17 protein-coding genes are annotated in these 22,766 nt (G+C 64.4%); 8 read left to right on the top strand and 9 right to left on the bottom strand.

Features of this window, described 5'->3' with window-relative positions:
- Nucleotides 1-72: 72 nt before the first annotated feature.
- From HDIA_RS03165 to HDIA_RS03150, 4 genes are all read right to left on the bottom strand, one after another.
- A complete protein-coding gene (locus HDIA_RS03165) occupies nt 73-873 on the bottom strand; it encodes an FAD binding domain-containing protein (RefSeq protein ID WP_099554272.1) in 801 nt (266 codons plus the stop codon).
- A 68-nt stretch (nt 874-941) separates the two neighbouring features.
- The gene (locus HDIA_RS03160) at nt 942-3,293 is read right to left on the bottom strand and encodes a xanthine dehydrogenase family protein molybdopterin-binding subunit (protein ID WP_099554270.1); all 2,352 of its coding nucleotides are present in this window, start codon (nt 3,291-3,293) and stop codon (nt 942-944) included.
- A 225-nt stretch (nt 3,294-3,518) separates the two neighbouring features.
- Entirely contained in the window at nt 3,519-4,010 is a 492-nt protein-coding gene (locus HDIA_RS03155) for a (2Fe-2S)-binding protein (protein WP_099554268.1), read from the bottom strand.
- Between the two features lie 180 nt (nt 4,011-4,190).
- The gene (locus tag HDIA_RS03150) at nt 4,191-4,838 is read right to left on the bottom strand and encodes an SRPBCC family protein (protein WP_099554266.1); all 648 of its coding nucleotides are present in this window, start codon (nt 4,836-4,838) and stop codon (nt 4,191-4,193) included.
- 212 nt (nt 4,839-5,050) lie between these two features.
- Here HDIA_RS03150 and HDIA_RS03145 point away from each other — a divergent pair, with 212 nt between their 5' ends.
- Nucleotides 5,051-6,403, top strand: coding sequence for an FIST N-terminal domain-containing protein (locus tag HDIA_RS03145; RefSeq protein WP_099554264.1), 1,353 nt, complete (start codon nt 5,051-5,053; stop codon nt 6,401-6,403).
- 69 nt (nt 6,404-6,472) lie between these two features.
- A complete protein-coding gene (locus tag HDIA_RS03140; protein ID WP_099558684.1) occupies nt 6,473-7,831 on the top strand; it encodes a NahK/ErcS family hybrid sensor histidine kinase/response regulator in 1,359 nt (452 codons plus the stop codon).
- A gap of 14 nt (nt 7,832-7,845) precedes the next feature.
- Here the strand turns inward: HDIA_RS03140 and HDIA_RS03135 are convergent, their stop codons facing one another.
- Nucleotides 7,846-8,505, bottom strand: coding sequence for a LuxR C-terminal-related transcriptional regulator (locus tag HDIA_RS03135; RefSeq protein ID WP_099554262.1), 660 nt, complete (start codon nt 8,503-8,505; stop codon nt 7,846-7,848).
- A 212-nt stretch (nt 8,506-8,717) separates the two neighbouring features.
- On the opposite strand from HDIA_RS03135, the gene HDIA_RS03130 reads away from it, so the two are divergent.
- The 5 genes from HDIA_RS03130 (at nt 8,718) to HDIA_RS03110 (ending at nt 13,300) form a co-directional block, all read left to right on the top strand.
- Nucleotides 8,718-9,218 carry a universal stress protein gene (locus HDIA_RS03130; RefSeq protein ID WP_099558683.1) on the top strand — a complete coding sequence of 167 codons (501 nt, stop codon included), beginning with the start codon at nt 8,718-8,720 and terminating at the stop codon, nt 9,216-9,218.
- A 267-nt stretch (nt 9,219-9,485) separates the two neighbouring features.
- Nucleotides 9,486-10,598, top strand: a complete 1,113-nt coding sequence (locus HDIA_RS03125; RefSeq protein WP_099554260.1) for a hypothetical protein — start codon at nt 9,486-9,488, stop codon at nt 10,596-10,598.
- Nucleotides 10,599-10,744: 146 nt separating this feature from the next.
- On the top strand, nt 10,745-11,092 hold the full coding sequence (locus HDIA_RS03120) for a YidB family protein (RefSeq protein ID WP_099554259.1): 348 nt from the start codon (nt 10,745-10,747) through the stop codon (nt 11,090-11,092).
- 859 nt (nt 11,093-11,951) lie between these two features.
- Nucleotides 11,952-12,512 (top strand): NifU family protein, encoded by a 561-nt coding sequence (locus tag HDIA_RS03115; RefSeq protein WP_099554256.1) that lies wholly within the window; start codon nt 11,952-11,954, stop codon nt 12,510-12,512.
- Between the two features lie 173 nt (nt 12,513-12,685).
- A complete protein-coding gene (locus HDIA_RS03110) occupies nt 12,686-13,300 on the top strand; it encodes a malonic semialdehyde reductase (RefSeq protein WP_099554255.1) in 615 nt (204 codons plus the stop codon).
- Nucleotides 13,301-13,413: 113 nt separating this feature from the next.
- Here HDIA_RS03110 and trpS read toward each other — a convergent pair whose 3' ends face one another.
- The 3 genes from trpS to HDIA_RS03095 all read right to left on the bottom strand — a co-directional run bounded on the left by trpS (nt 13,414) and on the right by HDIA_RS03095 (nt 19,026).
- A complete protein-coding gene (trpS, locus tag HDIA_RS03105; protein ID WP_099558682.1) occupies nt 13,414-14,457 on the bottom strand; it encodes a tryptophan--tRNA ligase in 1,044 nt (347 codons plus the stop codon).
- A 138-nt stretch (nt 14,458-14,595) separates the two neighbouring features.
- Nucleotides 14,596-16,164, bottom strand: coding sequence for a murein biosynthesis integral membrane protein MurJ (murJ, locus tag HDIA_RS03100; protein ID WP_099554253.1), 1,569 nt, complete (start codon nt 16,162-16,164; stop codon nt 14,596-14,598).
- Nucleotides 16,165-16,224: 60 nt separating this feature from the next.
- A complete protein-coding gene (locus tag HDIA_RS03095) occupies nt 16,225-19,026 on the bottom strand; it encodes a [protein-PII] uridylyltransferase (protein WP_099554251.1) in 2,802 nt (933 codons plus the stop codon).
- A 325-nt stretch (nt 19,027-19,351) separates the two neighbouring features.
- Here HDIA_RS03095 and HDIA_RS03090 point away from each other — a divergent pair, with 325 nt between their 5' ends.
- Nucleotides 19,352-19,756, top strand: a complete 405-nt coding sequence (locus HDIA_RS03090) for a DUF1236 domain-containing protein (protein WP_099554249.1) — start codon at nt 19,352-19,354, stop codon at nt 19,754-19,756.
- Between the two features lie 127 nt (nt 19,757-19,883).
- Here HDIA_RS03090 and mutS read toward each other — a convergent pair whose 3' ends face one another.
- A complete protein-coding gene (gene mutS, locus HDIA_RS03085; RefSeq protein ID WP_425432922.1) occupies nt 19,884-22,691 on the bottom strand; it encodes a DNA mismatch repair protein MutS in 2,808 nt (935 codons plus the stop codon).
- Nucleotides 22,692-22,766 lie beyond the last annotated feature (75 nt).

The raw sequence follows: 22,766 nt of genomic DNA, 5'->3' as shown, positions 1-22,766 counted from the left end.
CACCGGCGCTGCGATGCAAAAAGGGCCCGGCCTTCCGGCCGAGCCCCTCTTTCCAGGATCTGAATTGCCCGATCAGCCGGCCGCAGCGACAGCGCGCTTGGCCATCACCGTCACCAAGTTCGCGCGGTAGGTCGCATCGCCGTGGATGTCGGAGAGCAGATCGCCGGCATCGACCTTGATGCCAGCCACCGCGTCCGGGCTCCAGTTCGATGCCAGCGCCGATTCCATCGCCGGCACCCGGAAGACACCGTTCTGACCGGCGCCGGTGACCGCGACGCGAACCGAGCCGTCCTTCATCTTGGCGACGAAGACACCGGCCATGGCGTAGCGCGAGGCCGGGTTGGCGAACTTTGCGTAAGCAGCCTTCGCGGGGACGGGGAAGGAGATCTTCACGAGGATCTCGTCCTCTTCCAGCGCCGTCGCGAACATGCCGTCGAAGAACTCGTCGGCCGGAATCCCGCGCTTGCTGGTGGTGACCGTCGCGCCAAGACCGAGGACGGCGGCAGGATAGTCGGCTGCCGGGTCGTTGTTGGCGACGGAACCGCCGAGCGTTCCGCGATAACGCACCTGCGGATCGCCGATGCCCGAAGCGAGCCTGGCGAGCGCCGGGATCGCACCGGCAACGTCCGACGAGGAGGCGACCTCGTAATGGGTCGTCCCGGCGCCGATGGTGACGGTGTCGCCCGAGACCGAGATGCCCTTCAGTTCGGCAAGACGGGCAAGATCGATCAGCTTCGATGGCGCGGCAAGGCGCTGCTTCATCGTCGGGATCAGCGTCTGGCCGCCGGCGAGAAGCTTGGCCTCATCGTCCGAAGCCAGGATGGAGACCGCCTCGGACAGCGAGGTCGGACGGGTGTAGCTGGTTTCATACATGGCATGGTTCCCACGATCGATGGGGTTCGGCCCCTCGCCAGAACGGCAAGGGGCTGTTCAATTCAAGCTCAGGCAGCGCCCTGCAGCGCCGCCCAGACCCTCGCCGGGGTCGCGGGCATGGCGATCTCACGCACACCGATGGCATTGGTGATGGCGTTGATGATCGCCGGCGGAGAGCCGATGGCCCCCGCCTCGCCGCAGCCCTTCATGCCGAGCGGGTTGCCCGGGCACGGGGTGCATTCGTGATAGATCTCGTAGGTCGGCACGTCGTCGGCGCGCGGCATGCAGTAGTCCATGTAGGACCCCGTCAGGAGCTGGCCGCTTTCCGGATCGTAGGAAACGCCTTCCAGCATGGCCTGGCCGATGCCCTGGGCGAGACCGCCATGCACCTGCCCCTCGACGATCATCGGGTTGATGATGTTGCCGAAGTCGTCGGCCGCAACGAAGCGCTCGACGGTGGTCTTGCCAGTTTCCGGATCGACCTCCACCTCGGCGATATAGGTGCCCGCCGGGAAGGTGAAGTTGGTCGGATCGTAGAAGGCGCCTTCCTTCAGACCCGGCTCCATGCCGTCCGGCAGGTTGTGGCCGGTGTAGGCCGCGAGCGCCACGTTGGCGAAGGGCAGCGTCTTGTCGGTGCCGGCGACCTTTACCTCGCCGCCCTCGATGACGATGTCGCTTTCGGCCGCTTCCATCAGGTGGGCGGCGATCTTCTTGACCTTCACCTCCACCTTGTCGAGCGCCTTGACGATGGCCGACATGCCGACCGCGCCAGAGCGCGAGCCGTAGGTGCCCATGCCGAACTGCACCTTGTCGGTGTCGCCATGAACGATCTGGACGTTGTCGACACCGACGCCGAGGCGGTCGTGCACGAGCTGGGCGAAGGTCGTCTCGTGGCCCTGACCGTGGCTGTGCGAGCCGGTGAGGACCTCGATGGTGCCGACCGGGTTGACGCGGACCTCGGCCGATTCCCAGAGACCGACGCCGGCACCGAGCGAGCCGACCGCCCTCGAAGGCGCGATGCCGCAGGCCTCGATGTAGCAGGACAGGCCGATGCCGCGCAGCTTGCCGCGGGCCTTGGCCTCCGCCTTGCGGGCGGCAAAGCCCGTGTAGTCGATGGCCTTCAGCGCCGTGTCCATGGTCTTGTCGTAGTCGCCGGCGTCATAGGCCATGATGACCGGCGTCTGGTGCGGGAAGGACTTGATGAAGTTGGCACGGCGCAGGTCGACCGGATCGACACCGAGTTCGCGCGCCGCCGTTTCCATCATCCGCTCGATCAGATAGGTCGCTTCCGGACGGCCGGCGCCGCGATAGGCATCCACCGGCACCGTGTTGGTGTAGACCGCCTCGACCTCGGCGAAGATCTGCGGGATGTCGTACTGGCCCGACAGAAGCGTCGCGTAGAGGTAGGTCGGCACCGACGACGAGAAGGTCGACATGTAGGCGCCGAGGTTGGCGATCGTGTGGATCTTGAAGCCGGTGATCTTGTTGTTGGCGTCAAAGGCCATCTCCGCGTGGGTGACGTGGTCGCGGCCATGGGCGTCGGTCAGGAAGGCCTCGGAGCGGTCCGACGTCCACTTCACCGGGCGGCCGCCGATCTTCTTGGAGGCCCAGAGGCAGACCGTCTCTTCCGGATAGATGAAGATCTTGGTGCCAAAGCCGCCGCCAACATCAGGGGCCACCACGCGCAGCTTGTGCTCGGGTGCGATGCCGATGAAGGCGGAAAGCACGAGGCGCGCCACGTGCGGGTTCTGTGTGGTGTTGTAGAGCGTGAAATGCTCTTCGCCCGTATCGTAGGAACCGATGGCGACGCGCGGTTCCATCGGGTTGGCGACCAGCCGGTTGTTGACGATGTCCAGTTTCACGACGCGGGCGGCCGAGGAGAGCGCGGAATTCACCGCGGCTTCATCGCCGATCGTCCAGTCGTAGATGAGGTTGTTGGCCGCCTCGGGATGGATCTGCGGCGCGCCGGCATCCTGCGCCTTCGCGGGATCGACGACCGAGGGCAGTTCCTCGTATTCGACCATCACCATCTCGGAGGCGTCACGGGCGATCGCCTTCGTCTCGGCGATGACCACGGCGACCTGGTCGCCGACATGGCGAACAATGTCGTGGGCGATCGCCGGATGGGCGCCGGCCTTCATGGGGCTGCCGTCCTTGGAATGGATCATCCAGCCGCAGATGAGGCCGCCGATGCGGTCGCCGGCAAGATCGGCGCCGGTCAGAACGTCGATGACGCCGGGCATTTCCTTTGCCGCCGACGTGTCGACCGACAGGATTTTCGCATGGGCGTGGGGCGAACGGACGAAAACCGCATGCGCGGTGTCCTTCAGGACGATGTCGTCGGTATAGCGGCCCTTGCCAGTGATGAAGCGCTTGTCTTCCTTGCGGAGAACCCGTGCGCCAATGCCTTCCACACCCATTGCTTCCTCCCAATGAATTCGAACAGTGCGTTGCCTGACAGGACTGTGGTTCCGGTGCTTCGGCGAATGAGCAAGGTCATGGCCTCACTCTCCGCTTTTCTTGTCACCGCCGGACCAAGGTTGGCGATGACGCCAGGGCAAATCCCGGCTCAGCCAAATTCCATTCCATCGAACCGATCACAGCCGCAGGCGTCGCGTTCCAGACTGTCGTCTCTTTGACGTGCGTTATTCTGCAGCCGCCTGCGTTGCGCCCGACATCTCATCGGCAGCCGCCTGAACGGCCTTGACGATGTTGTGGTAACCGGTGCAGCGGCAGATGTTGCCTTCCAACTCGTGGCGGATGGTCGCCTCGTCGAGCTTGCCGTCGTGGCGGCGGATCATGTCGACCGCGGTCATGATCATGCCCGGCGTGCAGAAGCCGCATTGCAGGCCATGATGCTCGCGGAAGGCCGCCTGAACGGGGTGGAGCTGGTCGCCCTTGGCGAGCCCCTCGATCGTCACGACGGTGCAGCCGTCGGCCTGTGCGGCCAGCATGGTGCAGGCCTTCACCGCCTGGCCATCGAGATGGACAACGCAGGCGCCGCATTGTGAGGTGTCGCAGCCGACGTGCGTTCCCGTCAGGCCCAGGTCCTCGCGCAGGAAACTGACGAGCAGCGTCCGGTCTTCCACCTCACGGGTCACGGACTTGCCGTTGACCGTCATCGAAACCGATACCATGGCACTCTTCCTCCTGATGGCTTCCCGCCGGGCAACGAGCGATGACGGGTGCTTCCGGTTTTTCTGTTGCGTCCGGAGCGTGCACGGCACGCTCATCCTTCAAACCCGAGCCGAAGTTAAATCGATTGATCCCGGCCCGAAAAGCGACAGGTCACATGCGGCGCTCCACGGCGGCCGGCCTCAGAGCACTTCGTAAAGCAGGATCACAATGACGATGCCGAGCGCGATCAAGCCCCAGAGCATGGGACCGGACGGACCCGACTTGGCGGCGGCTTCCTCGACCGCCGCTTCAACCTGGTGTTCGACTTCCACCGCCTTGTGCACGGCGTGCTCGAGGACTGTTTCCTCGGCCGGCTCTTTCGGCGCCTCGGCGGCCGCCGGTGCGGCGACCGGCGTTCCGACCTTCTGCGAGAAGGCGCCGAAGAATTCGTCGGCCATCTTGCGGGCGGTCGAGTCGATCAGGCGGGAGCCGAGCTGGGCGAGCTTGCCGCCGACCTGGGCCTTGGCGGTATAGGTCAGGATCGTCTCGGCGCCGTCCTCGGCCAGCGCGACATCCGCGCCGCCCTTGGCAAAACCGGCGACGCCGCCGCTGCCTTCGCCGGCGATCGTGTAGCCGACCGGCGGATTGACATTCTCGAAGGACACCTTGCCGGCGAATTTCGCTTTCACGGGGCCGATCTTGGCGACGACCGTCGCCTTCAGGTCGTCCCCGTCCTTTTCCAGACTCTCGCAGCCGGGAATGCAGGCCTTCAGGACCTCGGGATCGTTGAGTGCCGCCCAAACGGCATCCCTGGACGCCGGGATTCGGTATTCCCCTGTCATGTCCATGGGCCAACTCCCCTTCTTGTTGTTCTGTTTTGTTCGCGTGAACCGGTGAAGCCGGTGCGCTGGCGGGTCGCAACACCTACCATATCGTTATTGCCCGACTTTTTTCCAGAGAAGAAACAAGCGCAAGGGCCTCAACGATAGATCGATTCCAACAAGCCGATATTGTACTTTCGCATAGGTTGCCAAGCCCCCTCGAACGGATTTTGCCGAACTTGTTCGATTTTGCCTTTGCCGGCAAAATCGGCAGGATGGCCGGAAAGGCCGCCAATCTTGCCATTCGTGCCGGCTTCAACCAGCGGTCGGTCGTGTGGCAGGGCGAAAAGAAGACCCGGAAAAGAGGCGGCAATTCGCAAGGATTGCCGAAAGGCCGGGCGAACGTCATGGAGGAGGGCCGCGAGGTGGACACCAGCCACACGCGAGAGGAGTTCGTATCCGGGATCCGCACGGTGAGCATCGCCGACGGTGGTCTCGACGAGATCACGTCCGCCATTCGCGCCGAAATCGTCCCGGACGACACGGAATTCCTCCTTATCTTCTTTTCCTCCCATCTCGATGCCGCGGCGCTTGGCCACAGGCTCGCGCACGCCCTGCCGGGCGTCAGGATCGGCGGCTGCACCACGTCGGGCGAGATTTCCAATCTCGGCATCAGCGACCACGGCGCCGTGGCGATCGCCTTTCCCAGGAGAGGCTTCTCCGTCGTCTCGACGGTCATCGCCTCCGTCAGCAGCCTTGGCGTGGAGGAATGCTCGGCGGCCGTCGCCCGGCTGAAATCGGAGCTCAACCGGCGCTGCCCGGCCGGCCGCGACGATCAAATCTTCGCGATGAGCCTCATCGACGGCCTGTGCTACCGGGAAGAGGCCATCGTCTCGGCGCTCGACTGGGCGCTCGGCGGCATCCCTCTCGTCGGCGGATCGGCCGGCGACGACCTCACCTTCGACGGCACCTTTCTCCTGCATGACGGCAAGGCGCACCGCGACGCGGCGCTGCTGTTGCTCGTCCACACCGAACGTCCGTTCAAGGTCTTCAAGACGGAGAATTTCGAGCCGACGGCGGCGCGGCTGGTCGTCACCCGGTCGGAACCGGAAAAGCGCATCGTCCACGAACTCAACGCCGAGATGGCGGCCTACGAATATGCCGAGGTCGTCGGCCTCGATCCGGCGACGCTCACGCCCTTCGGCTTCGCCTCGCACCCCATGGTCGTACGTGTCGGCGGCGAGTATTTCTGCCGCTCGCTGCGCAACACGAATCCCGACGGCTCCCTCACCTTCTTTTGTGCAATAGACGACGGCGTGGTGCTGACGGTAGCAAAGGCTGTCGACCTCGTCGAAAGCACGACGAAGGCCCTCGAACAAATGGAAAAAGACGTCGACGGCATCGATTTCGTGATCGGCTTCGACTGCATCCTGAGACGGCTCGACGCACAGAACAGGCAGGTGCTGCACGACCTCGGCTCCGTCTATCGGCAGCACCGCGTCTTTGGCTTCAACACCTATGGCGAGCAGTACCGGACCATGCATCTGAACCAGACCTTCACCGGCGTCGCGCTCGGCGGACGCAAAGGCTGACAATTGACGCAGAAGGATGCCCCTCCACTGCCCTTGACGCCGCTGGCCCGCCAGCAGCCGCATCTGGCCATGTCCGGCGCGGTGACCGAGATCGAGGACAGCGAAGCCGCCCTGATCCGGCGCATCAACAAGCTGGAGAAGATCAACGCCGCCCTGATGGACCGGGTCGAGCGGTCCATGGACGTTCACGGCAACGCCTATTCCCTGTTCCAGACCGCGATCAACCTGGAACTGCAGGTCAAGACGCGCACCGAGGAACTGACCAACGTCCTGCATCGGCTGGAAGCCACCAACGAGCAGCTTCGCGCCGCCAAGGAAGAGGCCGAGCAGGCGAATTTCTACAAGACCCGCTTCCTGGCCGCCGCGAGCCACGACCTGCTGCAACCTCTTTCGGCCGCGAAGCTTTCGACCTCGGCGCTGATGGACATGCAGGAGACGGCGGAGGGAACGACCATCGCGGGCCAGGTGGACCGGGCGCTCACCTCGATCGAGGAACTCCTGAAAACGCTGCTCGACATCTCCAAGCTCGATGCCGGCGTGATGCAGCCGGACGTCAAGACGGTCGCGCTCGGCGACGTCTTCGCAAGCCTTGCCTCCGATTTCACGACGATCGCCGCGCAGAAGGGACTCAAGTTCAAGGTTCGCCCGACAAAGGCGCATGTGCGCACCGACCCCCTGCTCCTGCGCCGCATCCTGCAGAATCTCATCTCCAACGCGGTGCGCTACACACGGTCCGGCGGGGTCATCCTCGGGGCAAGGACGCGGCGCGACGGGGTGGTCGATATTCAGGTCTCCGACACCGGCATCGGCATTCCGGAGGCCGAGCACCAGTCGGTCTTCGAGGAATTCAGGCGCGGCGAGGGAATCGGCCGGGCCGAGCCGACCGGCCTTGGCCTCGGGCTTGCCATCGTCAGGCGCATGAGCGCCGCGCTCGGGCACGAGATCGGCTTCGCCTCGAAGGTGGACAAGGGAACGACCTTCCGGCTGACGCTGCCGCTGGTCGAGATCGACCCGGAAACGCTGGCCAGACCGGAGCGTCCAAGGCTCGCCACGATGGGCCTCAACGAGACGCGTGTGCTCGTCGTCGACAACGACGAGGCGATCATTGCCGCCTCATCCGCACTGCTCACCCGCTGGTCCTGCAACGTCGTCACCGCGCAAAGCCCCGACGAGGCCGTCGCCCAGATGCGCGCGAGCGGCACGCCGGACGTTATCCTGGCCGATTTTCATCTCGACAACGGCAGGACGGGGCTCGACGTGATCTCGGTGCTGCGCCAGCTTGCCGGGCGCACGATCCCGGCCGTCGTGATTACCGCCGACCATACGCAGGACGTTGCCGACGCGGTGCGCGCCGCCGATGCGGAACTCCTCAACAAGCCCGTCCGGCCTGCGGAGCTTCGGGCCTTGCTGGCGCATATGCTCGCCTGAGAAGGGAGAGGCCCTCAGGCCTTGGCGTCCTCGCCCAGCACCTCGGAAAAGTCGATCCGCCCGGCCTCGATGACCGCCTGGGTGCGGCTGTAGACGCCAAGCTTGCGCAGGATTTCCGAAACGTGCGCCTTCACGGTCGTCTCGCCGACGCCAAGCTCGTAGGCGATCTGCTTGTTGAGGAGCCCCTGGCGCAGCATCTGCAGGACGCGCATCTGCTGCGGCGTCAGCGTCTTCAGCTTGGTGACGAGATCGGTGCGGGTCTGATCGGCCGGCTCGGCCGCCTCGATCCCCTCCGGCACATAGACGAGACCGGCCATGATGTCGCCGATTGCCTTGCCGAGTTCCTCGCGCCGGGACGACTTCGGAATGAACCCCGCGATGCCATAGGTCAGCGCCTCGCGAACGATGCGCGGGTCCTCCATGGCGGAGACGACCGCCAGCGGCAGCCGCGGGAAGGCGGTACGCAGGCGAAGCAGCCCGTCGAAGCCTTGCGTATCCGGCATCGAGAGATCGACAAGCGCCAGATCCACATCGAGGCCCGAGGCGAGCTTTTCGTGAGCCAGATCGATCGACCCGGCCTCCTCGATCACGGCATCCGGATAGTCGCGATGAATGGCGCTCTGCAGCGCCTCGCGGAACAGCGGATGATCGTCGACGATCAGAAATGCGGTCATGACGCCTCATCTCCCCTCGGGGTTTTTCGGTCCGCGCCCTGCACGCCCGCCCCTTCAACGGAGGCTTGTCTTCCGGCCTTGCGCAAGGCCCCCTCCTTAATAGCCGGATTATGGGCCAGCACCGGCCCGATGCAATGGGGCTTTCGTCGAATGGGGCAAATACGTGGAGAGCCGGCTTGCCGTCACGGCGAGGCGATGGCAGCATGCGCGCCATGATCACGCGCCGCCTCGCCCGCGAAGAAGGGCACAAACGCAAATTCCTCGCGGTCATCGACGGCACCCCGGAGTGCGAGCACGCGGTTATCTATGCCGCGGCCCGGACGGCGCGGTCGCGCATCGGCGGGCTCGTTCTGCTCTTCGTCATCCAGCCGGGGGAATTCCAGCACTGGCTGGGCGTTGAGGAAATCATGCGCGCCGAAGCGCGCGAGGAGGCCGAGGCGACACTCAGCCATTATGCGGAGATGGCCCGGTCCGAACTTGGCGTCGATCCGGAGTGCATCATCCGCGAGGGACGTCTTGGGGAAGAGATCAACGGGCTGATCGAGGAAGACAGCGACATCTCCATTTTGGTGCTTGCGGCCGCGTCTTCATCGGCGGAGGGGCCGGGGCCGCTGATCTCGTCGCTTGCGGCCAAGTCCGGCACGCCGTTCCACATTCCCGTGACGATTATCCCAGGCAACATGACCAAGGAAGATATCCTGGCGGTAGCGTGACGCCGCGATCAAGGTTTGCCGTGCCGGACCATCGCTGGCCAATCCGTCATGCCGCGATGGTCGATGAGGCTTCATCGGCGATTTTTGGACTTCGATTACCCTGTCCGCAACCGCTGACCGCGCCGTAGCTCATTTTCGCAATCCAGCCTTGCCAAGGCCTTGAGAGCATGGTCCCGTTATCCTGATCCCGACAGTCCTCGGGTCGCGCCGCCGCCCGTGTAAGCCATTGGGCGCGAAATCAAATCCAAGCATTGCCGGGAGCCGCCAGTGACCGATCAGGAACAGGCACTCAGCTTCGAACGACGCTGGATCGCCGCAAAGGCCAAGATCCAGGGCACGAGCAACACCCTGCCGACCCAGAAGCACGCGATGAGCCAGGGCCTCAGGGACAGGATCACGACCCTGTCGGCAAGCTACAATGCGCATTCGAATCCCGGACGGCTCGCCGAATTGCAGCAGGCCTTCAAGGAGGCCACCTTCATCTACGGAACCGCCGGGCTGAAGGCCGTTCAATATGGCGGCGGCGGCAATCCCGCCGTCCACGTGCTCAGCAACTGGTTCTACAAGGTCCAGTCCAAGCGGCTGCTCGGGAAACCCGACATGGCGGGGAACCCCCGCCTGCAACCGACGGAACCGGAAAAGATCAAGGAACTGACGAGAAAGCTGAACCTCTACGATCCCGGTCCACGCATCGGCGAATATATTCGTCGCGGCCATCAGATGATGGACGCCTATTTCGGCGTCGGCAACGAGTTGCACACCACCCGCATCCCGATCATCGCCGAGTTCGTGCACTACGCCATGGGCTATTCGCCGGCCTTCGACGCCAACACATCCGGCCAGTCGATGTGGGAGCAGACCTTTCCGGGAGAGAGCTGGGGCCACTGGCCCAATTCCCTTGCCCGCTACGGGCGGACGCCGACGCAGGAGATTTCAGCCATCATTCGGCGGGCGATCTCCGAATGGGGCGGAACGATCGTCTTTGAGGGCAAATTCGTTTACGGCGCCAACATCTTCGATCCGCGCCAGCAATCGCGCGATACCGACCTCGAAGCGCAGGAACTGTTTCAGTATTTCCGAAAGGGCGGACAGACGCCAAGGGTCCCCTTCGGACTCGGCTTCGTCGAGTTCCAGTGGGGCGGCAGGCCAACGGTTCCGACCCGGGCCCATTTCCTCTCCAACTGGTCCTTTGCCAATCAGGCGGTTCACTCGATCGACAATCAGCTCGGGGCGAATGATCTGGGCCGGCTTTTCCAGCCGGGTCACGGCTTGAGAAAGATCTGGGACAATTTCGACGACTTCCCCGTCCCCGTGCCTGCGGGCCAGCGAATGGCCTATATCGAGGAACTGGGCAGGACGGTTATGGATCCCCACCGCTGACACATGACGAGCACGTCGCCGGGCGGCGGACGGGGCGAACCATGCCGCCGAGGCCATGCAAACGATGCGTGAAGGTCGCCGCCGGTGACAACCGGCGCCCGCGGTGTTAAGAATTCTTTCATACTGTCTACAGCCGGGAGGCGGCCATGGGTCTGTTGGATGGATTGGGCAGCATCGTCAGCGATGCCCTCAGCGGAAAGCCGGTCAACCTTGTGTCGATCGCCGAACAGGTCCTGCAAAATTCCGGCGGGCTCAATGGCATCATCGCGCAGCTCAACCAGGCCGGGCTGGGCGAACAGGTCGCCTCGTGGATCGGCACGGGCGGCAACATGCCGGTGAGCGCCGACCAGATCCAGGCGGCCCTCTCCTCGGACCAGCTCAAGGGGCTGGCCGGCGCCTTCGGCGTCGATCTCAGCCAGTTGCCGCAGCTTCTCGCCGAGCATCTGCCGAAGGCCATCGACGAGGCGAGCCCGGACGGGGTTTTGCGGACTTGAGGGATCGGCGCGAATATTTCGTCGAAAATGCCGACACTCCAGGACTCTAAGAGGGAAAGCGAACCTTCGGAAAGGCACTTGTTACTTCCTCGAAAGTTATGATGCTGCCAAATTTGGGCAGTTGCTCAGCGAAATCTGCAAGCCTCGATCTGCTGCATAACAAGACAGTTGATGCGTCGGCGTGAGGCAAAACGGATTTCGGGGGGTCTTTCACCCAGCATTTCGCTCGAAGTGCATAGTTTGTCGCCTGATCTCTCTTGCTCGAGAATTTGTCAGTGGGCTGTTTAACTTCGAAGTGCAGAGCGAACCGGAAATGCGTCGAAGTGGAAAAAACCGCTAAAATGTCGGTCTCTTGGCCTCTACATCCTTGGCAGCGGCATTTTTCTGTGAAGTAAGATCGCCACAACGTTGCAGCGCTGCGACTGCGCTGGGCCCACATTTCTTCCCGAAGCAAAGATGCATTTCCGGCATATGGATGGAATTTAGTTCTTTCCAAGATCCATGAACGGAAGATGGAATTGGCATCGAGAGCATTTGCCAAGGGCTCTGCAAAGGCGAATTCGAGCGGGCCATAGCGCATCCAAATAATCCTCTTGCTGAATCCGCAACGCTCGATCAGACGGAGAAACAATAGACACGACGCCAAACCGGACTAATCTAAAATACCAATCAAGATGCCGCAGTGAAGCCCCACCTTGTCCATTCGTCCTTTCGATACCTGACTGCCCTTCGGGTCACCGAACGCCCATCCAAGCCGTGCAAAGAACGCGATTGCCGCTTGACCTTGGCCTCCGAGAGGCCATTTATAGATTAAAGGCGTTCCAAGGAGCGGTGGTTTGAGAGAACCGCCGATATAGCCATGTTCATTCAGACTGAAGCGACACCGAACCCCGCGACCCTGAAGTTCCTGCCCGGCAAGGTGGTGTGGGCCGACGGTCCGCTGGAGTTCACCAGCGAGGAGGACGCCGAGCGCTCGCCGCTCGCCCAGGCGATCTTCGCGGTGCCCGGCGTCGAGGGCGTCTTTTTCGGCTACGACTTCGTGACCGTCACCAAGACGGAAGAGACGAACTGGCCGCATGTCAAGCCGGCGATCCTCGGCGCGATCATGGAGCATTTCGTCTCCGGGATGCCGGTGATGCTGTCCGACGAACCGGCCGCCGCCGGCGAGGAGGAGTTCGACGAGGCCGACGCCGAGACGGTCGCCACGATCAAGGAACTGCTGGAGACGCGCGTGCGCCCGGCCGTCGCCCAGGATGGCGGCGACATCACCTTCCGCAAGTTCAAGGACGGCGTCGTCTATCTCAACATGCGCGGCGCCTGCGCCGGTTGCCCGTCGTCGACCGCGACGCTGCGCCACGGCATCCAGAACCTCCTGAAGCATTTCCTGCCCGACGTGCAGGAGGTTCGCGCCGTCGCCTGACCGGCCTTGCAGCGATCTTGTTTCTGCCCTGAAACGAATTCAAAAGGACTGTTCATCATTGATGGACAGTCCTTTTCCTTTTTCCGACGCTGCATTGCGACATGTGCGCTCCTAAGTAGGCGGAAAGGGCCGACCTCCCGTGGCCCTTTCCCTCGTATCCGGAGATATCGGCCATGGATGCAGCCCTCCCCAAGACCCGCGGCGCACTCGATGCCACCGCCCTCGACGTCCTCTTCCGCGAAGCCCGCACGCACAACGCCTGGCTCGACAAGCCGGTGCCGGAAAGCCTCCTGAAGGAGCTTGCAGAGATCGCCGAGTTCGGCCCGACCGCGATCAACGCCCTTCCTGCCCGCTTCGCCTTCGTCCAGTCGCGCGCGGCCAAGGAAAAGCTGAAGCCGACGCTCTCGCCGGGCAACGTCGACAAGACGATGAGCGCGCCGGTGACGGTGATCGCCGCCTATGACACGGCCTTCTACGACCATCTGCCGAAGACCTTTCCCCATGCCGACATGAAGTCGAATTTCGTCGGTGCGCCGGAGGAGGTGATCACGAAGACCGCCCTCCAGTCCGCGACGCTGCAGGCCGGTTACCTGATCCTCGCCGCTCGCGCGCTCGGCCTCGACACCGGCCCGATGGGCGGCTTCGATGCGGCCGCCGTCGACGCGGCCTTCTTCGAGGGAACGACCTGGAAGTCCTTCCTCTTGATCAACCTCGGCTACGGCGATGCGGAGAAGCTGTTCCCGCGCAACCCGCGCCTGGAGCTTTCCGAGTTCACCCAGTTTCTCTGACGGCGTGCCGCCTCGCGGCGGCCTGACCGGTTTTGCCTGTCCTCCCTACAGACAAAAAAGTGGGCGCGACCATTTTGGCCGCGCCCACTTTTTTGTCCTGAACAGGGTTTGGATCAGCTTCGGATCAGACCGACAATGTCCTTCACGTCATTGAGGATCGGCATCGCGATCGCGCGGGCGCGGGCGGCGCCATCGGCGAGCACGCTGTCGACGTAAGCCGGATCGGCCATCAGCTCGCGCATGCGCCCGGCGATCGGGGCGAGCTTCTCCACCGCCAGGTCGGCGAGCGCCGGTTTGAAGGCGGAGAAGAGCGCGCCGCCATGGTCCGCAAGCACGGCCTCCTTGGTCGTGCCCGAGAGCGCCGCATAGATGCCGACGAGGTTGTCCGCCTCGGGCCGCTCCTTGAGGCCGGCGACCTCGGACGGAAGCGGCTCGGGGTCGGTCTTGGCGCGCCGGATCTTCTGGGCGATCGCATCGGCGTCGTCCGTCAGGTTGATGCGCGAATTGTCGGACGGGTCCGACTTCGACATCTTCTTCGATCCGTCGCGCAGGCTCATCACGCGCGTCGCCGGCCCCTGAATCAGCGGCTCGGGCTGGGGAAAGAAGCCTTCATTGCCCTCGCCGAGGCCCAGTTCGCCGATGCTGTCGGCAAAGTCATGGTTGAACTTCGCCGCCGTGTCGCGGGCAAGCTCCAGATGCTGCTTCTGGTCCTCGCCGACCGGCACGTGGGTGGCGCGGTAGGCAAGGATGTCGGCCGACATCAGGTTCGGATAGGCAAAGAGACCGACCGAGGCGTTCTCGCGGTCCTTGCCGGCCTTCTCCTTGAACTGAGTCATGCGGTTGAGCCAGCCCATGCGCGCGACGCAGTTGAAGATCCAGGCAAGCTCGGCATGAGCCGACACCTGGCTCTGGTTGAAGACGATATGCGCCTTCGGGTCGATGCCGGCCGCAAGGAAGGCCGCCGTCACCTCACGGATCTGGGTCCTCAGCGCCTTCGGGTCCTGCCACACCGTGATCGCATGCAGGTCGACGACGCAGTAGATGCAGTCGTGCGTGTCCTGCATCTCGACGAAGCGGGTGATCGCGCCGAGATAGTTGCCAAGGTGCAGGTTGCCGGTCGGCTGAACGCCGGAAAAGACCAGGGGCCTGAAAGCCATCTTGAAGCCTCTCATCGAGGGTTTTTATTGAAAGTCCGCGGTTTATGGAGAAAGGCGGGCGAAGGTTCAAGGGCACAAAGGGCGGACGCGCCGATAAAATTGGCGCATCCCGGTCCGCTCTCGTCCGCCAGCCGTTTCTCAGCCCTTGCCGCGCGCGAAAATCATCCTGCCGTAGCGCTTCACGTCGATGGCACCGGTCAGGATGGCAAAGAGCGCAAAGAGCACCATGCCGAGAAGAACGAGGCCCATAAGCGCGAGAGTACAGGTGAGCAGCCCCGCCGAGGGCGTCAGCCAGGGATCGAGCTGCCTTGCACCGAGATAGAGCCCCGCTCCCATCAGGAGGCTCGCCAGCAGCATCAGGGGCAGGCGCTTGACGAGCAAGGTATCGAAGACGAACTCGCCGCGACGGACGAGCCCGAGGGTGAGCTGTCCGACGTTCACCCAGGCCGCGACGGTCGTTGCCGCCGCGATGCCGACGTGGGCGAAGGCCGAAAAAAGCGCAATCGCCAGCACCACGTTCACCACCATGGAGATGCCGGCGTAAATCGTCGGCGTCTTCGTGTCCTCGCGGGCGAAATAGGCCGGCTGGAGAACCTTGATGGCGACGAAGGCCGGCAGACCGAGAGCGTAGGCGGCAAGGGCATGGCCGGTCGCGACGCTGTCCTCGGGACCGAAGGCGCCGCGCTCGAAGAGGACGCGGATGATCTCGACCGGGATCACGGCCAGCGCCACGGTCGCCGGCAGGGTGAGCGCCATGGAGAATTCCAGCGCCCGGTTCTGGGTGTGCAGCGCCGTTTCCGGCGTTTTTGAGCGCAGTTGGCGCGTCAGATCCGGCAGTAGCACGACACCGATCGCGACACCGACGATGCCGAGCGGCAGCTGGTAGAGCCGGTCGGCGTAATAGAGAAAGCTGACGGCGCTCTCCTGGTTGGAGGCGATGATCGTCCCGACGACGATGTTGATCTGGGTGATGCCGCCAGCAACGACGCCCGGAAGGCCGAGGACGAGCAGACGCCTGACGCCCGGCGTCAGGCGCGGGCGCCGGAGCTTCAGCGAGAAATCAATCATCCTCAGCCCGATGACGAGACTGAGAAGCTGGACAAATCCGGCGATGAAGACGGCCCACGAAAGGACGAAGGCGGCCTCGGACGTGCCCGCCGCGCCGGAGAACCATATAAAGGTCAGTGCGATGACGAAGACGACGTTGAGCAGCGAGGGGGCGAAGGCGGCGAGCGCGAAGCGGCCCATCGAGTTCAGCATGCCCGAGGCCATCGCCGTCAGCGACATGCACATCAGATACGGAAACATGATCCGCGTCATGCCGGTCGCAAGATCGAACTTCGCCGCGTCGTCGGCAAAGCCCGGCGCCAGCGCATAGACGAGCGCAGGCATCGCGAGTTCCGCGACTGCGGTCAGGATCAGCAGCGTGAAGAGAAGGCTTGCCAGAACCTCTTCGGCGAACTGTCTCGCCTTTTCATCGCCCCCCTCCTCGACCGCGCGGGCGAACAGCGGCACGAAGGCAGCGTTGAACGCACCTTCGGCGAAGAGCCGGCGGAAGAGATTGGGCAGGCGGAAGGCGACGAAGAAGGCATCGGCCATCGGGCCGGAGCCGAGCATCTGCGCCATGAAGACATCGCGGACGAAGCCAAGAACCCGGCTCACCATGGTCGCCATGCCGACGGTGGCGAAGTTTTTCAACAGATTCATGAGGCGGGCACCGGTGAAGAGCAGAATGCGTCTGACGCTTCGATACGCGATGCCACCGCTTCACGCCACCTGCTTCTTTGGAACCGCCTTTGCCTCCGGCACGCCGTCGAAGGCCTGGGTCATGCGGCGGCGGATGGCGCCCTGGCGGCCGGTCGTCAGGACCTTGTGGCCCATGAGATCGGTCACATAGAAGACGTCCACCGCGCGTTCGCCAAAGGTCGCGATGTGGGCCGAGGCGATATTGAGGTTCAGATCGGACAGCATGCGCGTCAGGTCGAAGAGCAGGCCGGCACGGTCGAGGCCGGAGACCTCGATGACGGTGAAGCGGTCCGACAGAGTGTTGTCGAGGGTCACCTGGGTCTCGAGCGCGAAGGCCTTGGTCGGCCGGCGCGTCGCCACCTTGCGGGCAACGCTCTCGGGGAGCTTCTCGCGGCCTTCCAGCGTCGCCTCGATCAGCGAGGTGATACGCTCGGCACGACGGCTCTCGTCGGCGTCGGCGGAAAGCTCGCGCGAGATCATGATCGTGTCGAGCGCCATGCCGTCGGTGGTGGTAAAGATCTGCGCATCGACGATGTTGCCGCCCGCCACCGTGCAGGCCCCGGCGATCGTGGAGAGCAGGCGCGTGTTGTCGGGCGCGACCACGGTGATCTCGGTGGTGCCCTCGAAGGGCTTCAGCGTGAAGCCGGTGGCAAGGCGCTTCTTCTCGCGGTCGACCTTGCGGATGATCGCGGCGTGGAGCAGCTTGGCTTCGAGATCGACGCGCAGAAGATAGGGCGGATAGTGCCGCGCGACATAGGCGTGGCGCTCGGCCTCCGGCCAGTCGGCAAGCGCACCGAACAGCTCGGCGCGCGCGGCCTCGACCCGCCGCTCGCGCGAAATCTGCGAGTGCCCGCCGAGAAGATAGGGCTCGGTCTCGTAGTAAAGCGTGCGCAGAAGCTGGCCCTTCCAGCCCGTCCAGACGCCCGGACCGACGCCGCGGATATCGGCGATCGTTAGGACCACGAGCAGCTTCAGCCGGTCGATCGACTGCACGACGCCGGCAAAGTCGCGGATGGTCTTGCGGTCGGCGAGATCGCGCGACTGGGCCGTCATCGACATCGTCAGATGCTGCTCGACGAGCCAGGCAATGAGGTCGGTCTCGCTGGTGCTGAAACCGAAACGCGGGCAGAGCTTGCGGGCGACCTTTGCCCCGGCGATCGAATGATCCTCCGGGCGACCCTTGGCGATGTCGTGCAGGAAGAGGGCGAAATAGAGCACCTTGCGATTGAGCGTGCCCGCCTTCAGGAGCTGGGTTGCCAGCGGATGGCGCTCCGGCTCGCGGCCGTTTTCCAGGTCCGACAGGATGCCGATGCAGCGCAGCGTGTGCTCGTCGACCGTATAGTGATGATACATGTTGAACTGCATCATCGCGACGACCTTGCCGAACTCGGGAATGAAGCGGCCGAGCAGGCCGACCTCGTTCATGTCGCGCAGAATTTTTTCCGGATGGCGGGGCGAGCAGAGGATTTCCAGGAAGAGCCGGTTGGCTTCCTCGTTTTCGCGCAGCTCCGTGTTCACCAGCTTCAGCTTGCGGGTGATGAGCTTCAGGAGCTCGGGATGGAAGGCATAGTCCTGCCGGTCGGCGAGGTGGAAGACCCGGATGAGAGCGACCGGGTCGCGGTCGAAGATCTCCTCGTCGCGATGAAGGAGGCGGTTGTTCTCGACGAGGAGATCGCCGATGGCTTCCTCCTTGTCCTTGCGCCGCCCGCGGCGACCGATCGCCAGCTTGCCCAGCACCCGGTCGAGGATCGGCTCGGACTTGACCTCCGTCGCCTCAAGGGCGGCACAGAAGATGCGCGTCAGGTCGCCGACGTCCTTGGCGACGAGAAAGTAGTGCTTCATGAAGCGCTCGACATCGGTCAGGCCGGAACGGGCCTGGTAACCGAGCAGGCGGGCGACGTCGCGCTGGACGTCGAAGCTGAGGCGGTCCTCGGCCTTGCGCGTCAGGAAGTGCAGGTTGCAGCGCACGGCCCAGAGGAAGTCCTCGCCCTTCTTGAAGCGCTGATATTCGGAGCGCGAGAAGACGCCGAGGCGCACCAGTTCCTCGCCGCTCTGCACCTCGTAGTGATATTTGGCGATCCAGAAGAGCGTGTGCAGGTCGCGAAGCCCGCCCTTGCTCTCCTTGATGTTGGGTTCGACCAGATAGCGCGACTGGCCCTGCCGCTTGTGGCGCTCGTCACGCTCGGACAGCTTGGCCTGGATGAATTCCCGGGACGAACCGGCCACGACCTCGGAGCGGAAGCGCTGGACGAGATCCTTGAACAGCGTGTCGTCGCCGAAGAGGAGCCGCGCCTCGAGGATCGAGGTGCGGATGGTCATGTCCTGCTTGGACAGGCGAATGCATTCGTCGAGGCGGCGCGTCGCATGGCCGACCTTCAGCCCCATGTCCCAGAGCATGTACAGGATGAACTCGACGACGCTTTCGCCCCAGGGGGTCTGCTTGTAGGGCAGGAGAAAGAGGAGGTCGATGTCGGAGCCCGGCGCCAGCAGGCCGCGTCCGTAGCCGCCGACCGCAACGGCCGCCATATGCTCGGCGGCCGACGGGTTGTCGACCGGATAGACCTTCTCGATGGCGAAATCGTAGATCACCCGGATCAGCCGGTCGGTCAGATGCGAGATGCGCTTGGCGCAAAGCGTCCCCTTGCGCTCGCTCGTCAGCTGTTCACGCGCGGCCTCGCGGGCGTCGGCATTGGTGCGTTTCAGGAGCGCGAGCACGTCCTTGCGGGCGACGTCGAGAGAAGATGATTTGTCCCAGATCGCATCGATTTCACGGCGCAGAGCGTCTTCGTCAAAGAGCGGATCATTGGCAGGAATTCGGGACATCAAATCTTCCAGGGAATCAGGCGAAGCGCTTCACGCAACAGAGTTTACCATCCAGCAGCGGCGTTATAGGGACTCGCTGCCGAGACTTCCAGCCCCGACCAACGCATGGCCGCCCCCCTGAGCAAGGGCCATCTTGCGGCAACAGGTGAACGCCAAGAGTTCCCGATCGGGGCGGAAGTCATGCCCATGATAGCCTACTGTTCACAAAGAAAGACTGAATGACACGAAGCCGCCATCACTTTGCGGCGAAAATAAAAATTTTGGAACTTGGCGGGAGCCCGCGAATTTCTTGCTCATCGCGCTCAACACAAAAGGGAGCCAAACGATGAAGACCAAGAATGTTACTCTGCTCGCCACCGCTCTTGCCGCCGGCATGGCGCTGGGCGTTTCTTCCGCCTCCGCAGCCAACGGAACCGTGACCGGAGCAGCCGGAGGTGCCGTGACCGGCGCCGTCGTCGGCGGCCCCGTGGGTGCGGCCGTGGGCGGTGTGGCCGGTGCCATCGTCGGCACCGTCGCTTCGCCGCCGGAGACCGTCCAGACCTATGTGGTCCAGCAGCCGCCGCCCCCGCCGGTCACCATCCAGCAGCCGGTCGTCATCGGCCAGCCGCTGCCGCAGCAGGTGGTGCTCTACAACGTTCCCGACAACCCCGACTACGCCTATGCGGTGGTCAACCAGCAGCGGGTGATCGTCGATCCGAACACGCGAGTCGTCGTCCAGGTGGTCCAGTAAGGGATCAACGGCTCGCAGCAAAGTGGCCGGCCGCTTCCCCTCTCATGCGGTCGGCGGTCAGGGCGGAACAATCCGGGCAACCGGGGTGTTCCGCCCTTTGACGTGACGAAGGCATCCGCCGCTCGCCTCAATCGGCCTTCCGCTTTTCCCGCAGACGCTCCGCCTTCAGTGAATAAAGCATCTCCAGGGCCTCGCGCGGCGAGAGGTCGTCCGGCGACAGGCCATCGAGCATTTCCAGCACCTTCGGCATGTCCTCCGGCGCCTCCTCCCGACGGGGCGCACGGCGCGCGGCGGTGAAGAGCGGCAGATCGTCGATGAGCGAGGCCGGCGCCGAGCCGCCCGACTTTTCCAGTTCCGCCAGGACGGACTTCGCCCGGTCGACGACGGCCGGCGGCAGGCCGGCAAGCCTTGCGACCTGGATGCCGTAGGAGCGATCGGCGGCGCCCGGCACGATCTCGTGCAGGAAGACGACATCGCCCTTCCATTCGCGCACCTTGACCGTCGCGTTGACGATCCGCTCCAGCCGTTCCGACAGGGCCGTCAGTTCGTGATAGTGGGTGGCAAAAAGCGCGCGCGAGCGGTTGACCGCATGCAGGTGCTCGATCGTCGCCCAGGCGATGGACAGACCGTCGAAGGTCGCCGTGCCGCGCCCGATCTCGTCGAGGATGACAAGCGCGCGCGGTCCGGCCTGATTGAGGATCGCCGCCGTCTCGATCATCTCGACCATGAAGGTGGAGCGGCCACGGGCCAGATCATCGGCGGCGCCAACGCGGCTGAAGAGACGATCGACGGTGCCGATATGGGCGGATTTCGCGGGCACGAAGGAGCCCATCTGCGCCAGGACCGCGATCAGGGCGTTCTGGCGCAGGAAGGTCGACTTACCCGCCATGTTCGGACCGGTGATCAGCCAGATGCGGCCGCCATCGGGCGCGCCCGTTTCCGCCGACGGGCCGATGTCGCTGTCGTTGGCGACAAAGCTCTGGCCTTCCGTGCGCAGCACGTCCTCCACGACCGGATGGCGCCCGGCCTCGATGTGGAAGGCGAAGCTGTCGTCCACCTTCGGACGGCAATAGCCCCGCTCGTCGGCAAGCGTTGCGAGGGCGCTTGCCACGTCGATGACGGCGAGCGCCTCGGCGGCGCGCTTGATCGCAGCGGCCTCCCGCTCGATGGCCGCAGAGAGTTCTCCAAAGACCTGCATTTCGATCGCCAGAGAGCGTTCGCCGGCACTGGCGATCCGCCCTTCGAGCTGGCCGAGTTCGACGGTCGAAAAACGGACGGCGTTGGCGAGCGTCTGGCGGTGGATGAAGGTCTCGTTGAGCGGCGCGGCCATCATCGCGGCGGCGTGGTTCGGGCCGATGTCGACAAAATAGCCAAGCACGTTGTTGTGCTTGATCTTGAGGGACTTGATCCCGGACAGATCGACATAGGTCGCCTGCAACGAGGCGATGACGCGGCGGCTTTCATCCCGCAGCGAGCGGGTCTCGTCGAGGTCGGCGCGATAGCCCGTGCGTACGAAACCGCCGTCGCGCTTCAAAAGCGGCAAGTCATCGTCGAGCGCGGCGGCAAGATCCCCGGCAAGGCCATGCGGCGCACTCGCCAGCGAGGCAAGCGCCGCGGCGATCTCCTCGCCGGGAAGCTCGATCTCGGCCAGTCGCCTCAGAACGCCGGCGGCGGCCTCCAGCCCTTCCCCGATCGCCCGCATGTCGCGCGGACCGCCGCGTCCCATGACGAGGCGGGTGAGCGCGCGGGCCATGTCGGGAGCGGCAGAAAGGCGCCGGGAGATGTCGGCGCGAAGCGCCGGTTCACGCAGGAAAAGGTCCACCGCGTCAAGCCGGTGGCGGATCGCTTCCGGATCGGTCAGCGGCGCGGCCAGGCGTTCGGCCAGGAGACGTGCGCCGGCGCCGGTGACGGTGCGGTCGATCACCGACAAAAGGCTGCCGCGCCGTTCGCCGGACAGAGTGCGCGCCAGTTCCAGATTGGCGCGCGTTGCCGCATCGATCGACATGATGCCGGTCTCGCCCTCGCGGGCCGGCGGGTCGAGCGGCGGGCGCTGGCCGATCTGGGTCTTGTCGAGATAGGCGATGACGGCGCTTGCCGCCTGGAGCTCCAGCCGGGTGAAGCGGCCGAAGGCATCGAGCGAGGCAACGCCAAAATAGGCGGCGAGGCGATCGCCGGCCGTCGCACCATCGAAGAAGGCGCGAGGGGTCGGCACGCTTGCCGCGCCGGACTGGCGCCAGAGGGGCTTCAGGTCGTCGTCGCCAATGATCGAGTCCGGGATCAGCAGTTCGCGCGGCTCGATCCGCGCAATTGCAGCGGCAAGCCCCCCGCCTTCGACTTCCAGCACCCGGAAGGCGCCGGTCGACATGTCGGCGAAGGCGACTGCGAAACGGTCCCCCGCGCCCTCCGCTCCGGCCTTGGTCCTTGCGACAGAGGCGAGATAATTGGAGCGCCGGGCATCGAGGAGATTGTCCTCGGTGATCGTGCCGGGCGTCACGAGACGGATGACGTCGCGCCGGACGACCGCCTTGGAGCCGCGCTTGCGAGCTTCGGCCGGATCCTCGAGCTGTTCGCAGACGGCGACCCGATGGCCCAAGGCGATGAGGCGCTGGAGATAGTCGTCGGCGGCATGCACCGGCACGCCGCACATCGGGATGTCCTCGCCGAGATGCTTGCCGCGCTTCGTCAGCGTGATGCCGAGCGCACGGCTCGCCACCTCGGCATCGCCGAAGAACATCTCGTAGAAGTCGCCCATGCGGAAGAAGAGCAGGCTGTCGGGATTGGCCGCCTTGATCTCGACGAACTGCTGCATCACGGGCGTGATGTGGCCGACCGGAGCCGCCTCGGCCTCATCCTGCGGCCCGACCGCGGCGACGGCCGCCTCGTCCTGGTTCGGCTCGTCGAATTCGCTCTGCGGCAAAGGGGCGGTCAGGGTCATACGCAATCGGCTGGGCTCGAGCTTGGAAAGGGCGAACCCTATCAGCTTCGAGACGGGCATTCACGCCGCCAGAAC

Source organism: Hartmannibacter diazotrophicus, assembly GCF_900231165.1.
GTDB classification, from domain to species: domain Bacteria; phylum Pseudomonadota; class Alphaproteobacteria; order Rhizobiales; family Pleomorphomonadaceae; genus Hartmannibacter; species Hartmannibacter diazotrophicus.
The sequence above is the reverse complement of the archived record's forward strand: the minus strand, read 5'-3'. Positions and strand labels throughout refer to the sequence as shown.

What these genes read in the sequence shown, in the direction of transcription:
- HDIA_RS03130 (WP_099558683.1), top strand. Translation starts at nt 8,718, where the DNA reads ATGATCACGCGCCGCCTCGCCCGCGAAGAAGGGCACAAACGCAAATTC.
- trpS (WP_099558682.1), bottom strand. Translation starts at nt 14,457, where the DNA reads ATGGCTTTCAGGCCCCTGGTCTTTTCCGGCGTTCAGCCGACCGGCAAC.
- HDIA_RS03165 (WP_099554272.1), bottom strand. Translation starts at nt 873, where the DNA reads ATGTATGAAACCAGCTACACCCGTCCGACCTCGCTGTCCGAGGCGGTC.
- HDIA_RS03090 (WP_099554249.1), top strand. Translation starts at nt 19,352, where the DNA reads ATGAAGACCAAGAATGTTACTCTGCTCGCCACCGCTCTTGCCGCCGGC.
- HDIA_RS03160 (WP_099554270.1), bottom strand. Translation starts at nt 3,293, where the DNA reads ATGGGTGTGGAAGGCATTGGCGCACGGGTTCTCCGCAAGGAAGACAAG.
- HDIA_RS03115 (WP_099554256.1), top strand. Translation starts at nt 11,952, where the DNA reads ATGTTCATTCAGACTGAAGCGACACCGAACCCCGCGACCCTGAAGTTC.
- HDIA_RS03095 (WP_099554251.1), bottom strand. Translation starts at nt 19,026, where the DNA reads ATGTCCCGAATTCCTGCCAATGATCCGCTCTTTGACGAAGACGCTCTG.
- mutS (WP_425432922.1), bottom strand. Translation starts at nt 22,691, where the DNA reads ATGACCCTGACCGCCCCTTTGCCGCAGAGCGAATTCGACGAGCCGAAC.
- HDIA_RS03110 (WP_099554255.1), top strand. Translation starts at nt 12,686, where the DNA reads ATGGATGCAGCCCTCCCCAAGACCCGCGGCGCACTCGATGCCACCGCC.
- HDIA_RS03155 (WP_099554268.1), bottom strand. Translation starts at nt 4,010, where the DNA reads ATGGTATCGGTTTCGATGACGGTCAACGGCAAGTCCGTGACCCGTGAG.
- HDIA_RS03135 (WP_099554262.1), bottom strand. Translation starts at nt 8,505, where the DNA reads ATGACCGCATTTCTGATCGTCGACGATCATCCGCTGTTCCGCGAGGCG.
- HDIA_RS03150 (WP_099554266.1), bottom strand. Translation starts at nt 4,838, where the DNA reads ATGGACATGACAGGGGAATACCGAATCCCGGCGTCCAGGGATGCCGTT.
- HDIA_RS03120 (WP_099554259.1), top strand. Translation starts at nt 10,745, where the DNA reads ATGGGTCTGTTGGATGGATTGGGCAGCATCGTCAGCGATGCCCTCAGC.
- HDIA_RS03140 (WP_099558684.1), top strand. Translation starts at nt 6,473, where the DNA reads ATGTCCGGCGCGGTGACCGAGATCGAGGACAGCGAAGCCGCCCTGATC.
- murJ (WP_099554253.1), bottom strand. Translation starts at nt 16,164, where the DNA reads ATGAATCTGTTGAAAAACTTCGCCACCGTCGGCATGGCGACCATGGTG.